The following is a 13,139-nucleotide window of genomic DNA, read 5'->3' as shown; positions in this document are numbered from 1 at the left end:
TCGCGGCCGTCGTCCGGTACCCGCACGGGCCTGGAACGCCACTGAAGGAGCATGTCGCATGGACGCGACCCCCCGCCCCGCGCGGCTGACCGTCGGGGTGATCTCGGCCGGCCGGGTCGGCTCGGTGCTGGGCGCCGCCCTGACCAGGGCGGGCCACGTCGTCGGCTCGGTGTCCGCGGTGTCGCGCGCGTCGCTGCGGCGCGCCGAGGAGCTGCTGCCGGGCGTGCCGGTGCTGCCGCCGCCCGACGTCGCCGCCGCGGCCGACCTCGTGCTGCTGGCCGTGCCCGACGACGAGCTGGCCGGGCTGGTGCGCGGCCTGGTGGCCACCGGGTCGCTGCGGGCCGGGCAGATCGTCGTGCACACCAGCGGGGCGCAGGGCGTCGAGGTGCTGGCCCCGGCCGCCGCCGCGGGCGCGCTGTGCGTGGCGCTGCACCCGGTGATGACGTTCACGGGCCGGCCGGAGGACGTGGAGCGGATGGCGGCCTGCTCGGTCGGGGTGACCGCCGCCGACGGCGACGACGCGGCCTGGAACGTCGGGGAGGCGCTGGTGGTGGAGATGTCCGCCGAGCCGGTGCGCGTCACCGAGGCCGCCCGGCCGCTCTACCACGCCGCGCTGGCGCACGGCGCCAACCACCTCATGACGCTGGTCGGCGACTGCGCCGAGGTGCTGCGCTCGGCCGGCGTCGCGAACGCCGAGCGGGTGCTCGGCCCGCTGCTGTCGGCCGCGCTGGACAACGCGCTGCGGCACGGCGACCGCGCGCTGACCGGGCCGGTCGCCCGCGGCGACGCCGGGACCGTGGCCGGGCACCTGCGCGTGCTGGCCGCCGAGGCGCCTGGGACGCTTGCCCCCTACCGAGTTCTCGCGCGCCGCACCGTCGACCGCGCGCAGGCCGCCGGGCTGCTCGGGCCCGGACCGGCCGCCGACGTCCGCACCACCCTTGAGGACCGATGACCAAGCCGCTGACCAGAGACGACTACGCGCCCGACGACGTCACGGTGCACCGCGACCCGGACCGGTTGCGGCGCGTGGTCCGCGCGCTGCGCGCCGCGGGGCGCAACATCGCGCTCGTGCCCACGATGGGCGCGCTGCACGCCGGGCACCGGAAGCTGATCCGGGAAGCGCACGTCATGCAGAACACCGTGGTCGTGGTGTCGATCTTCGTGAACCCGGCGCAGTTCGGGCCGACCGAGGACTACGACCGGTACCCCCGGTCGCTGGAGTCCGATGTGGACCTCTGCCGCGAGGAGCGGGTCGGGCTGGTGTTCGCGCCCTCCGCCGAGGACGTGTACCCGCCGGGCTCCACCGTGACCGTGTCGCCGGGCCCGCTGGGCGACGAGCTGGAGGGCGCGTCCCGGCCCGGCCACTTCGCCGGGGTGCTGACCGTGGTGTCGAAGCTGTTCAACATCGTGCAGCCGACCTACGCCGTGTTCGGGGAGAAGGACTACCAGCAGCTGACGCTGGTCCACCGGATGGCGCGGGACCTGGACTTCCCGGTCGACGTGGTCGGCGTGCCGACCGTGCGGGAGCCGGACGGGCTGGCGCTGTCCTCCCGCAACCGGTACCTGTCCGAGGCCGAGCGGTCCGCCGCGACCGCGCTGTCCGCGGCGCTGGTCGCCGGCGCGTATGTCAGCGGGCGGGGCGCGGCGGCGGTGCTCGACGCCGCGTCCGCGACGCTGGCCGCCGAGCCCGGCGTCGAGGTCGACTACCTGGAGCTGCGCGCGCCCGACCTGGGCCCCGCGCCGGAGAACGGCGACGCCAGGCTGCTGCTCGCCGCCCGCGTGGGCGCCACCCGCCTGATCGACAACGCCGCCGTGCTGCTGGGCAGCGGCGACGAGTGAGGGGGACCGCCATGTTCCGCACCATGCTCAAGTCGAAGATCCACCGGGCGACGGTGACGCAGGCCGACCTGCACTACGTGGGCTCGGTGACGGTGGACGAGGACCTGATGGAGGCCGCCGACCTGCTGGCGGGCGAGCAGGTCGCGATCGTGGACGTGACCAACGGCGCCCGGCTGGAGACCTACGTCATCCCCGGCGCGCGCGGCACGGGCGTCATCGGCATCAACGGCGCCGCGGCGCACCTGGTGAAGCCGGGCGACCTGGTCATCCTGATCGCCTACGGGCAGATGGACGACGCCGAGGCGCGGGCCCACCGGCCCAGGGTCGTGTTCGTGGACGCGGACAACCGGGTGGTCGAGCTCGGCGCGGACCCGTCCCGCGCGCCGGAGGGGTCCGGCCTGGTCAGCGGCGCCGCGGTCGAGCAGGCCCCGGCCGCGGAGCCCGCGTCGGAGACCGAGGACGCCACGGCGCTGGACGCGCTGCTCCAGCCCGAGCACCGGGTCGGCTGAGCGCCGGACCGGCCGGCGCGCCGGACCGGGCGCCGCGCCCGGCCCGGCCCGCCGCGCGCCGCACCGGACCGGCCGGTGCACCGAGCCGCCGCGCTCGCCAGAGGTGGGAAACCAGAGAGGGAAGCCCGTGCTGCTCGCCATCGACGTCGGCAACACCAACATCGTCCTGGGGCTGTACGACGGCACCGGGGACAAGGCCGCCCTGGTGCGCGACTGGCGGATGCGCACCGACGCGCGGATGACCGCCGACGAGCTGGCGCTGACGATGCGCGGCCTGCTGGGCGAGTACGCGGACAAGATCACCGGCATCTCGGCGCTGTCCACGGTGCCCGCGGTGCTGCGCGAGCTGCGGGTCATGCTGGGCCGCTACTACTCGGCCGTGCCGAAGGTCCTCGTGGAGCCCGGCGTGCGCACCGGTGTGCCGCTGCTGGTGGACAACCCCAAGGAGGTGGGCTCCGACCGGGTGATCAACACCCTGGCGGCGCACCACCTCTACAGCACCGCCTGCGTGGTGGTCGACTTCGGCACGTCCACCAACCTGGACGTCATCTCGGCCAAGGGCGAGTTCCTGGGCGGCGCGCTGGCGCCGGGCATCGAGATCTCCGTCGACGCGCTGGCGGCCAGGGCCGCGCAGCTGCGCAAGGTGGAGCTGGTGCGACCCCGGTCGGTGATCGGGAAGAACACCGTCGAGTGCCTCCAGTCCGGCATCGTCTACGGGTTCGTGGGCCAGGTCGACGGCCTCGTGCGGCGCATCGTGGACGAGCTGCAGGCGACCGAGCCGGGCGAGGTGATGGTGATCGCCACGGGCGGGCTGGCGCCGCTGGTGGTGGCGGAGTCGGCCGGCATCCACCGGCACGTGCCGGACCTGACCCTGCTGGGGCTGCGGCTGGTGTTCGAGCGCAACATGCGCTGACGGTCAGGCGCGGCGGGTGGCGCGCTTGCCGCGGGTGACGATCGGCAGGTCGAACCCGCCCTCGGCGGTCTCCGGGCGGGAGCGGAGGAAGTCGAGGATCCGCCGCCGCAGCCGCGCCCACTCCTCGCGGGGGATCACCAGGGTGTGCGAGTGCGTGCCGATCGTCTCCACGAGGGTCTCCGCCGTCCTGCGTTGGCGGTGCGGGAACTCGCGGACCTCGGCGTCCTCGAACAGCTCGTGCGCCGGCATCGTGTCGTCGGCGGCGCCGGGGGCGCCCATCGGCCGGACGCTGGAGCGGCACACCTCGTCGAACTCGGCCACCCACCCGACCCGGGTGTCGACGTGGTTCCACAGGCCGGCCAGGACGCCGCCGGGGCGCAGCACGCGGGCGATCTCGGCCATGGCCCGCACCGGGTCGAACCAGTGGAACGCCTGCCCCACCACCACGGCGTCCACCGCCGAGTCCGGGAGGGGGACGCGCTCCGCCGCGCCCGGCAGCGCCCGCACCCCGCCGTGCCGGCGCACCAGCTCCGACAGCATCGACTCGTCCGGCTCCACCGCCGTCACGTGGTGGCCCTCGGCGACCAGCCCGCCGGTGAGCTTCCCGGTGCCCGCGGCCAGGTCCAGCACGCGGTGCGCGCCGGGGCCCAGCGGGGCCAGCGCCCAGCGGATCGCGGCGGTCGGGTAGTCCGGCCGGTGCTCGGCGTAGGCGCGGGCGTTCGCGCCGAAGGAGTTCGCCCGGCGAGCGGTCAGGTCGTCACTCGTCACCGGCCCCACCGTAGTGAGAACCCGTGCGAATCCCCGAGCGGTCTTTCCGTAGGCTTCCCCCGTGAGCGAGCAGCCTGCCATCCCCGCCCCGACCAGTGATGACGACCTCCCCGAGCAGCTTCGGGTGCGCCGGGAGAAGCGGGTGCGACTGCTGGAGCGGGGGGTCGACCCGTATCCGGTGGAACTGCCCCGCACGCACACGCTGCGCCAGGTCCGCGAAGCGCACCAGGGGCTCGAACCCGATGTGTCCACCGGGGAAGTCGTCGGTGTCACCGGCCGCGTGATGTTCATCCGCAACACCGGCAAGTTGTGCTTCGCGACGCTCCGCGAAGGCGACGGCACCGAGCTGCAGGCCATGCTGAGCCTGAACGCGGTGGGCGAGCAGGCCCTGGCGGAATGGAAGTCCGACGTCGACCTGGGCGACCACGTATTCGTGCGCGGCGAGGTCATCACGTCGCGGCGCGGCGAACTGTCCGTCATGGCCCACGAGTGGCGCTTCGCCGCGAAGGCCCTGCGCCCGCTCCCGGTGACGCACAAGGACCTGGCCGAGGAAACCCGCATTCGGCAGCGGTACGTGGACCTCATCGTGCGCGAGCAGGCCCGGGACACCGTGCGCAGCCGGGCCGCCGTGGTGCGGTCGCTGCGGGAGTCCTTCCACCGCCGCGGTTTCGTCGAAGTCGAGACCCCGATGCTGCAGACCCTGCAGGGCGGCGCGACGGCCCGGCCGTTCGTCACGCACTCCAACGCGCTGGACATCGACCTGTTCCTGCGCATCGCCCCGGAGCTGTACCTCAAGCGGTGCGTGGTCGGCGGTATCGAGAAGGTCTTCGAGATCAACCGGAACTTCCGCAACGAAGGCGTCGACTCGACCCATTCGCCCGAGTTCTCCATGCTGGAGTACTACGAGGCGTACGCGACCTACGAGACGAACGCGGTCATGACCCGGGAGCTGGTGCAGGAGGCCGCGATGGCGGTCGCCGGCTCGCACGTGGTGACCCTCGCCGACGGCGAGGAGTACGACCTCGGCGGCGAGTGGACGACGCTGGGCATGTACGAGTCGCTGTCGGAGGCCGTCGGCGAGCAGGTCACGCCGGAGACGTCCGCGGACCTCCTGCGCGGGCTCGCCGACCGGGCGGGGCTGGAGACCGACCCGAAGCTCGGCCACGGCAAGCTCGTGGAGGAGCTGTGGGAGCACCTGGTCGGCGACCGGCTGCACGCGCCCACGTTCGTCCGGGATTTCCCGGTCGAGACCTCGCCGCTGACCCGCCAGCACCGCACCCGGCCCGGCGTGGCCGAAAAGTGGGACCTGTACGTGCGCGGTTTCGAGTTGGCCACGGGATACTCCGAACTGGTCGACCCGGTCGTGGAGCGGGAGCGGCTGGAAGCCCAGGCCCGGTTGAGCGCCGCCGGCGACGCCGAGGCCATGCCGGTGGACGAAGACTTTCTGCGATCGCTGGAGTACGGAATGCCACCGAGCGGTGGCGTCGGAATGGGCATCGACCGACTGCTCATGGCCATCACCGGCCTCGGTATCCGGGAGACCATCCTCTTCCCCCTGGTGCGCCCTGAATGAAGTAACTTCTCGGACTCCGGTCTGCGCATTGCGGTACTTGTGCGCTAACCTGCACTCGACAATGCTTTGGTCGCGGTCGGGGAACACCGCGCATTCGGAGTCCAGGAGGATACGCATGGCGCAGAAGGTCACCGTGACCCTGGTCGATGACCTGGACGGCGGGAAGGCTGAGGAGACGGTCGGCTTCGGCTTGGACGGTGTGTCCTACGAGATCGACCTTTCTTCGAGCAATGCGGGCAGGCTCCGCGACGCACTCGCCGACTTCGTCGCCAGCGCTCGCAAGGCGGGCGGCCGCAAGCGCGGCCCGGGTCGCCCGGCCGGTGTGAAGGCGGCACGTCCGGCATCGGCCGATCGCGAGCAGAACCAGGCGATTCGGGAGTGGGCCCGCAAGCAGGGGATGAAGGTCTCCGATCGCGGGCGCATCCCGGCGGAGGTGCTGGAGGCTTACCACCAGCAGGGCTGACCCGCGATGGGGTCCGGTGATTGCACGGCCCCCGGGGTCGGGCAATTACGTCAATCTACGAAGGGGCGCCGGTTTGCCGCCGGCGCCCCTTCGTCGTTTCCCCGCCGCCGGGGCGGCGGCCATTTGCGCCGGCCGGTACGCGATCGCAACACCGAAGTGATCGGATGATCGGTCAAGAAGGGCGCGTCGGGCCGCTGCGCGGTACGTCGGACGTCGGAAGGTGAAGTTCACAACGATCATGTCCGACACCCGTGCGGGTGATGTGTCCGGGTGCCGGACGAACGCGCCCGAAACGCGCCGGGTGGAGCCGCGGCGCGCGCCGGGCGGGTGATCTAGGAAGCGGCGCCGGCCCGTTTGCCCGACACCCGCGGGCAGGTCGGGCAGACCTCCGCGCCGGGCAGCGCGAAGTGGAAGCAGCAGCTCTCCCGGCGGCGGGTCCACCCGCCGCCGGCGTCGGCGCGCAGCGTCGAGGCGGAGGTGAACGGGTCGAGCCGGGCCGGCAGCAGCAGCGCCGAGTCGGCGACCCCGGCCGCCTCGTCGCCGCCGAGCCGGCCCGCCGTCCACGCGGCGCTGTCCAGGGCGTCGGTGGCGGCTGCCCACAGCTGCCGCCTGCCCAGCCGCACGGTGGGGCCGAAGACGGCCGCGAAGCGGGCCGCGTGGTCGGCGAACCGCGCCCGCAGGAGGGCGGCGAGGGCCTGCTCGTCGGCGACCGGGGTGGCCGCCGGGTGGTCGGCCGCCGGGTCGTCGGGCAGGCAGGCGAAGCCGCCCGACAGCAGCGCCAGGCCGACGACGTGGGGGCGGCCCCGCTCGGCGACGCGGATCGCCACGTCGCGCGGTCGCAGCGACGGCACGCGCCGGGACTGGTGGAACAGGGCGCCGCCGAGCAGGCCGACCGCGCCGAGGTACCAGCCCAGGACGTACCCGCCGGTGGTCCGCTCGGGCGCGTCGCCGTGCTCGGCGCGCAGCCAGTCGGCGAGGGCGGCCCGCCACGCGTCGAACCCGGCCGGTGCGGCGAGCAGCGCCGCCGAGGTGAGCCAGCCGGTGCCGGGCGCGGCGCCCGCCACCGGCGGCGTGGTCGGGAGGCCGTAGCGGATTTCACACCACTGGGTGAGGCTGTTGGCCTGGCTGAGCGAACCGGCGAGCGGCGCGTGCGCGTCGCGTGCGGGTGCCTTCGCCGGTACGGTCATGTGAGAGGGTCCTCGCGTGGGTTCGTATGAGGTTTGCCTAACCTTATAGAGGGTCGCCGTGGTCGGCGGCGGGGCGTGACACCGGTCACGCCGCGCGCCGCCGGACGGGCCGGAGGTGTTCGCGCTGAGCGGACACCGCCCGATCCGCGGAATCCGGCTGGCAGATCACGCGTTGGTACCGATGTCAGAGATCCCCGACGGTGACTGCACGCGAACGGGAACTGAGAGCGTCGGGGCTGACGACTACAGTGGTCCCACGGTGCCGCGCTCTCCGTGGTCATGCCAGGGGTATGCCAGTGGTGAGCCCGAGGACCGCCGGCGCAGCAGTCAGGGAGTGCGAATGTTCGAGAGGTTCACCGACCGCGCGAGGCGGGTGGTTGTCCTGGCCCAGGAAGAGGCCAGGATGCTCAACCACAACTACATCGGCACCGAGCACATCCTCCTGGGCTTGATCCACGAGGGTGAAGGTGTCGCCGCCAAGGCGCTGGAGTCGTTGGGGATCGCGCTGGAGGGCGTCCGCCAGCAGGTCGAGGAGATCATCGGCCAGGGCCAGCAGGCCCCGTCCGGGCACATCCCCTTCACCCCGCGCGCGAAGAAGGTGCTGGAGCTGTCGCTGCGCGAAGCGCTTCAGCTCGGCCACAACTACATCGGCACGGAGCACATCCTGCTCGGCCTGATCCGCGAGGGCGAGGGCGTCGCCGCGCAGGTCCTGGTCAAGCTGGGCGCGGACCTCAACCGCGTCCGCCAGCAGGTGCTCCAGCTGCTGTCCGGCTACTCCGGCGGCAAGGAGCCCGCCGAGTCCGGTGGCCGCGGTGAGGGCACCCCGTCCTCGTCCCTGGTCCTCGACCAGTTCGGGCGCAACCTGACCGCCAGCGCGCGGGAGGGCAAGCTCGACCCGGTGATCGGGCGCACCAAGGAGATCGAGCGGGTCATGCAGGTGCTGTCCCGCCGCACCAAGAACAACCCGGTCCTCATCGGCGAGCCCGGCGTCGGCAAGACCGCCGTCGTCGAGGGGCTGGCGCAGATGGTCGTCAAGGGCGAGGTGCCCGAGACGCTCAAGGACAAGCAGCTCTACACCCTGGACCTGGGCTCGCTGGTGGCGGGCTCGCGCTACCGCGGTGACTTCGAGGAGCGCCTGAAGAAGGTGCTCAAGGAGATCCGCACCCGCGGCGACATCATCCTGTTCATCGACGAGATCCACACGCTGGTCGGCGCGGGCGCCGCCGAGGGCGCGATCGACGCCGCGTCGATCCTCAAGCCCATGCTGGCGCGCGGCGAGCTGCAGACCATCGGCGCGACGACGCTGGACGAGTACCGCAAGTACGTCGAGAAGGACCCCGCGCTGGAGCGCCGGTTCCAGCCCATCCAGGTCGGCGAGCCGTCGCTGGAGCACACGATCGAGATCCTCAAGGGCCTGCGCGACCGGTACGAGGCGCACCACCGCGTCTCGATCACCGACTCCGCGCTGGTGGCGGCGGCGACGCTGGCCGACCGGTACATCAACGACCGGTTCCTGCCGGACAAGGCGATCGACCTGATCGACGAGGCGGGCGCGCGGATGCGGATCCGCCGGATGACCGCCCCGCCGGACCTGCGCGAGTTCGACGAGAAGATCGCGGACGTGCGGCGCGAGAAGGAGTCCGCGATCGACGCGCAGGACTTCGAGCGGGCCGCCAAGCTGCGCGACTCGGAGAAGCAGCTGCTGGGCCAGAAGGCCGAGCGGGAGAAGCAGTGGAAGGACGGCGACCTCGACGTCGTCGCCGAGGTGGACGACGAGCAGATCGCCGAGGTCCTGGCGAACTGGACCGGCATCCCGGTGTTCAAGCTCACCGAGGAGGAGACCACGCGTCTGCTCCGCATGGAGGACGAGCTGCACAAGCGGATCATCGGCCAGGTCGACGCGGTCAAGGCCGTGTCGCAGGCGATCCGCCGCACGCGGGCCGGTCTGAAGGACCCCAAGCGCCCGTCCGGGTCGTTCATCTTCGCCGGCCCGTCGGGCGTGGGCAAGACCGAGCTGTCCAAGGCGCTGGCGAACTTCCTGTTCGGCGAGGACGACGCGCTGATCCAGATCGACATGGGCGAGTTCCACGACCGGTACACCGCCTCGCGGCTGTTCGGCGCGCCCCCCGGGTACGTCGGCTACGAGGAGGGCGGCCAGCTCACCGAGAAGGTGCGCCGCAAGCCGTTCTCGGTGGTGCTGTTCGACGAGATCGAGAAGGCGCACCAGGAGGTGTACAACACGCTGCTGCAGGTGCTGGAGGACGGCCGCCTGACCGACGGTCAGGGCCGGACGGTGGACTTCAAGAACACCGTGATCATCTTCACCTCCAACCTCGGCACGTCGGACATCTCCAAGGCCGTGGGCCTGGGCTTCACCTCGGGCCAGGACACCGCGTCGAACTACGAGCGGATGAAGAACAAGGTCAACGACGAGCTGAAGAAGCACTTCCGGCCGGAGTTCCTCAACCGCATCGACGACATCATCGTGTTCCACCAGCTGACGCAGGACGAGATCATCAAGATGGTGGACCTGATGATCGCGCGGGTCGAGCAGCAGCTGAAGAACAAGGACATGGCGATCGAGCTGACCGACCGGGCGAAGAAGCTGCTGGCCAAGCGCGGCTTCGACCCGGTGCTGGGCGCCCGCCCGCTGCGGCGGACGATCCAGCGCGAGATCGAGGACCAGCTGTCGGAGAAGATCCTGTTCGGCGAGATCCAGCCGGGCCAGATCATCATCACCGACGTCGAGGGCTGGGACGGCGAGTCGGAGGCGGACGACAAGGCCCACTTCGTCTTCCGCGGCGAGTCGAAGCCCCTCCAGGTGCCCGACGCGCCGCCGGTCGACCTGGCCGCCTCGTCCGGTGGTGACACCGGCGAGTCGGACTCCGAGTCGGCCTGACGCCACAGCTGAAGCGCCCCCTGGGACCCCAGGGGGCGCTTTTGCGTATCTGCGCAGCTCAGCCACCCCGCCTCGCCCCACTCCCGCTGTCCACAGCTCTCAGCTCCGACCACGCTCCCCGTCGTGCCGCCCTGCTTGGATGCACGCAGGGGTTCCCTGTCCGGGGGTACGCCTGCGCGAGCCTTCCCGCGGGCGGCCCTGTGCGGTGAGCGGCTTGTCGGTTGGGTGAGGGCTGCGGTGCGGCCTGCCGGCGGCGGGATTCAGGCCGCCGCGGGCACCGGTAGGGGTGCGGGCGGCGCGCAGGTGTGGGGTGGCTCGGGGGATGCAGGCGGCGCGCGGGGTGAAGAGGGGCAGTGCTCAGAGGCGCGGAGCGGCCCGCCGGGAAGAGCCCCCGGGAAAAGACCCCAGGAAGAGAGCCCCTGGGAAGAGAGCCCCTGGGAAGAGAGCCCCAGGAAGAGAGGCCCCGGGAGAGGCGCCGGGAAGAGCGCGGTGAGAAGGCAGTGCTGCGGGGGGAAGGCGGCCTGGTGGAGGGAAGAGCTGCACGAACCCCGCCGCTCGGGCTCCCCGGGGGAGCCCGAGGCAGGGCTCAGTGCAGGGTGCCGGCCGTGGTGCGCAGGTCGGTGGAGCGGGCGATCGTCGTGCGGATGATCAGGTCCAGCGCGCGGGCCGTGGTCGGCAGGGGCAGGCTGGGCGCGTTGTCGTACCCCTGCTCCGGCGCGTAAGGCACGTGCACGAAGCCGCCCCGCACCTCGGGGAACTCGGTCGCGATCAGGTGCAGCAGGCCGTAGAACACGTGGTTGCACACGAAGGTGCCCGCCGTGTGCGACACGGCCGCCGGGATGTCGACCCCGTGCAGCGCCGACACGCACGCCTTCACCGGCAACGTCGTGAAGTAGGCCGCCGGCCCGCCCTCCACCACCGGCACGTCGATCGGCTGCCGGCCGGCGTTGTCGGGGATGCGCGCGTCGTCCAGGTTGACCGCCACCCGCTCCAGCGTCACCGCGTCGCGCCCGCCCGCCAGACCCGCGCACACCACCACGTCCGGCGAGTGGCGGACCACCAGCTCCCGCAGCGCCGCCACCGACGCCCCGAACTCGCACGGCAGCTCGGCCGTCGTCAACTCGTACCCGTCGGGGGTCACCCGGCGGACCGCGTCCCACGAGGGGTTGGTGTCGTCGCCCCCGAACGGCTCGAAACCCGTCAGCACAACTCTCACTCGGGCAGACTAGAGGGCGTGGTCGACATCGGGGAACGCCGTCCGAAGAGCCGTCCGAGGAACAGGGCCACGACGTCCCTCCTGGTGCTCGCCGCCACGGCGTTCGTCGTCGCCGCCGCGCTCCGGCTGCTGGGCGTCGACGGCACGCGGCACATGGTCGCCGCCACCGCCCTCGTCCCCTACTTCACGGTGGCCGGCGTGCTGCTCGGCGCGGTCGCGCTGCTGCTGCGCCGCTGGCTGGTCGGCGCGGTGACGCTGGTGGTCGCGCTGGTGCTGGTGGCGACCGTCGCGCCGCGCGCGTTCCCCGACGCGCGGCCCGCCGGGGTGGGGCAGCAGGTCCGCGTCATGTCGGCGAACCTGCTGGTGGGCAAGGCGGAAGCGGAGGCCCTGGTCGACGCCGTCCGGGACCACGAGGTCGACGTGCTGGCGCTGCAGGAGCTGACGCCGGCCATGGTCCGCGACTTCGAGCGCGCCGGGCTCGACGAGGTGCTGCCGCACCGCGTGTTCCTGGCGGAGCCGGGCGGTTCCGGGTCCGGCATCGCGTCGCGCCACCCGCTGACCCCGCGCACCCTCGCCGGGCCCAGCACGCTGCGGCAGGCGGGCGCGCTGGTCGACCTGCCCGGCGAGGACCTGGAGGTCCTGTCGGTGCACCCGCTGCCGCCGGTCGTCCCGGACGGCCCGGAGCACTGGCAGCGCGACATGGCGGGCCTGCCGGGGCGCGACCCGGGCGGGCCGTTCCGGGTCCTGGCGGGGGACTTCAACGCCACGCTGGACCACGTCGGCCTGCGCCGGCTGCTGGACCAGGGCTACGTGGACGCCGCCGACCAGGTCGGCGCGGGGCTGGCCGCGACGTGGCCGGCGGGCGCGGTGTGGCCGCCGCCGGTCGTCATCGACCACGTCCTGGTGGACGACCGGTGCCCGGTGGAGGCGTTCCAGGTGGTCGACGTGCCGGGCAGCGACCACCGCGCGATCGTCACCCGGTTCGTCGTGCCAGCTCGGTGAGCGCTTCCAGCGCGCCCATCCGCAGCGCCACCCCGCGCCCGTGCCGCACCTCCGGCTCGCGCGGGTTGACCCGGATCAGGGCGCCGGACGCCGCGGCGGCCAGCTCCGCCTGCCGCCGCACGGTCGGCACCGCCAGGCCCGCGCCCAGTTCCAGCACGACGAGGTCGCGCACGCCGCGCCGCCACGCGGTCAGCTCGTCCAGCGCCCGCCGGCTCGGCCCGGCGACCCACGACCAGTCGCCGAACATCAGGATGTTCGGCCGTGCCAGGCCGCCGCAGTTGCGGCACGCGGGCAGCGGCGCGGCGGCCCGCATGGTGCCCGGGTCGACGTCGACCTCCACGTCGTCGGCCGGCCACACGTCGTCCGTGCACGGCTCGACGCACTGGAGGCGGTGGATGGACCCGTGCACCTCGGCGACGTCGTCGAACCCGGCGCGCTGGAACTGCCCGTCGACGTTGGACGTGAACACCCGCGCGCCCCAGGACCGCAGCACGTCGAACCCCGCGTGCGGCCGGGTGCGCCGGTACAGGTCGAGGCGGTGCCCGTAGAAGCCCCAGGCCAGCGCCGGGTCCGCCGCGAAGTGCGCGGGGTCGGCGAGTTCGGCGAACCGCAGCCCGAGCCGCCGGTAGGGCGGGTAGGCCCGCCAGAACCCGTGGTCGCCCCGGAAGTCCGGCAGGCCCGAGTCGACGCCCATGCCCGCTCCCGCGCACACCAGCACCGCGCCGGCGCCCGCGATGAGCTCGGCGGCGCGGTCGAGTCCGGCGCTGTCG

Annotated in this window: 12 protein-coding genes; 8 read left to right on the top strand and 4 right to left on the bottom strand. The window is 73.0% G+C overall.

What is annotated here, in order from left to right:
* Window positions 1–58 precede the first annotated feature (58 nt).
* From JOE68_RS13355 to JOE68_RS13340, 4 genes are all read left to right on the top strand, one after another.
* On the top strand, window positions 59–952 hold the full coding sequence (locus JOE68_RS13355) for a Rossmann-like and DUF2520 domain-containing protein (protein ID WP_204842678.1): 894 nt from the start codon (window positions 59–61) through the stop codon (window positions 950–952).
* Window positions 949–1,839: a pantoate--beta-alanine ligase gene (panC, locus tag JOE68_RS13350; RefSeq protein ID WP_204842677.1), complete on the top strand. Its 891-nt coding sequence runs from the start codon at window positions 949–951 to the stop codon at window positions 1,837–1,839. Before JOE68_RS13355 ends, panC begins: the two co-directional genes overlap by 4 nt.
* A gap of 11 nt (window positions 1,840–1,850) precedes the next feature.
* Window positions 1,851–2,348 (top strand): aspartate 1-decarboxylase, encoded by a 498-nt coding sequence (gene panD, locus JOE68_RS13345; protein WP_204842676.1) that lies wholly within the window; start codon window positions 1,851–1,853, stop codon window positions 2,346–2,348.
* Window positions 2,349–2,475: 127 nt separating this feature from the next.
* Window positions 2,476–3,261 carry a type III pantothenate kinase gene (locus JOE68_RS13340; protein ID WP_204842675.1) on the top strand — a complete coding sequence of 262 codons (786 nt, stop codon included), beginning with the start codon at window positions 2,476–2,478 and terminating at the stop codon, window positions 3,259–3,261.
* A gap of 3 nt (window positions 3,262–3,264) precedes the next feature.
* On the opposite strand, the gene JOE68_RS13335 is transcribed toward JOE68_RS13340, so the two are convergent.
* Window positions 3,265–4,029: a class I SAM-dependent methyltransferase gene (locus JOE68_RS13335; protein ID WP_307819659.1), complete on the bottom strand. Its 765-nt coding sequence runs from the start codon at window positions 4,027–4,029 to the stop codon at window positions 3,265–3,267.
* A gap of 61 nt (window positions 4,030–4,090) precedes the next feature.
* Between JOE68_RS13335 and lysS the strand changes: the two genes are divergently transcribed.
* Together lysS and JOE68_RS13325 are read left to right on the top strand one after the other, a co-directional pair.
* Window positions 4,091–5,602, top strand: a complete 1,512-nt coding sequence (gene lysS, locus JOE68_RS13330) for a lysine--tRNA ligase (protein WP_204842673.1) — start codon at window positions 4,091–4,093, stop codon at window positions 5,600–5,602.
* 115 nt (window positions 5,603–5,717) lie between these two features.
* Window positions 5,718–6,065: a histone-like nucleoid-structuring protein Lsr2 gene (locus tag JOE68_RS13325; protein ID WP_204842672.1), complete on the top strand. Its 348-nt coding sequence runs from the start codon at window positions 5,718–5,720 to the stop codon at window positions 6,063–6,065.
* A gap of 332 nt (window positions 6,066–6,397) precedes the next feature.
* Here JOE68_RS13325 and JOE68_RS13320 read toward each other — a convergent pair whose 3' ends face one another.
* On the bottom strand, window positions 6,398–7,252 hold the full coding sequence (locus JOE68_RS13320) for a (2Fe-2S)-binding protein (protein WP_204842671.1): 855 nt from the start codon (window positions 7,250–7,252) through the stop codon (window positions 6,398–6,400).
* A 340-nt stretch (window positions 7,253–7,592) separates the two neighbouring features.
* On the opposite strand from JOE68_RS13320, the gene JOE68_RS13315 reads away from it, so the two are divergent.
* A complete protein-coding gene (locus JOE68_RS13315; protein ID WP_204842670.1) occupies window positions 7,593–10,151 on the top strand; it encodes an ATP-dependent Clp protease ATP-binding subunit in 2,559 nt (852 codons plus the stop codon).
* A 586-nt stretch (window positions 10,152–10,737) separates the two neighbouring features.
* Here the strand turns inward: JOE68_RS13315 and pcp are convergent.
* On the bottom strand, window positions 10,738–11,367 hold the full coding sequence (gene pcp / locus JOE68_RS13310; RefSeq protein ID WP_204842669.1) for a pyroglutamyl-peptidase I: 630 nt from the start codon (window positions 11,365–11,367) through the stop codon (window positions 10,738–10,740).
* An 18-nt stretch (window positions 11,368–11,385) separates the two neighbouring features.
* On the opposite strand from pcp, the gene JOE68_RS13305 reads away from it, so the two are divergent.
* Window positions 11,386–12,369, top strand: a complete 984-nt coding sequence (locus JOE68_RS13305; RefSeq protein ID WP_307819658.1) for an endonuclease/exonuclease/phosphatase family protein — start codon at window positions 11,386–11,388, stop codon at window positions 12,367–12,369.
* On the opposite strand, the gene JOE68_RS13300 is transcribed toward JOE68_RS13305, so the two are convergent.
* The gene (locus JOE68_RS13300; RefSeq protein WP_307820032.1) at window positions 12,341–13,105 is read right to left on the bottom strand and encodes an SIR2 family NAD-dependent protein deacylase; all 765 of its coding nucleotides are present in this window, start codon (window positions 13,103–13,105) and stop codon (window positions 12,341–12,343) included. The genes JOE68_RS13305 and JOE68_RS13300 overlap by 29 nt on opposite strands.
* Window positions 13,106–13,139 lie beyond the last annotated feature (34 nt).

Source organism: Saccharothrix algeriensis, from assembly GCF_016907655.1.
Lineage (GTDB): Bacteria > Actinomycetota > Actinomycetes > Mycobacteriales > Pseudonocardiaceae > Actinosynnema > Actinosynnema algeriense.
Note: the sequence above shows the minus strand (reverse complement) of the source record. Positions and strands in the feature narration are given on the sequence as shown.

Coding starts and splice junctions, on each gene's coding strand:
- JOE68_RS13325 (WP_204842672.1), top strand. CDS start 5,718: ATGGCGCAGAAGGTCACCGTGACCCTGGTCGATGACCTGGACGGCGGG.
- panD (WP_204842676.1), top strand. CDS start 1,851: ATGTTCCGCACCATGCTCAAGTCGAAGATCCACCGGGCGACGGTGACG.
- JOE68_RS13320 (WP_204842671.1), bottom strand. CDS start 7,252: ATGACCGTACCGGCGAAGGCACCCGCACGCGACGCGCACGCGCCGCTC.
- JOE68_RS13315 (WP_204842670.1), top strand. CDS start 7,593: ATGTTCGAGAGGTTCACCGACCGCGCGAGGCGGGTGGTTGTCCTGGCC.
- JOE68_RS13355 (WP_204842678.1), top strand. CDS start 59: ATGGACGCGACCCCCCGCCCCGCGCGGCTGACCGTCGGGGTGATCTCG.
- panC (WP_204842677.1), top strand. CDS start 949: ATGACCAAGCCGCTGACCAGAGACGACTACGCGCCCGACGACGTCACG.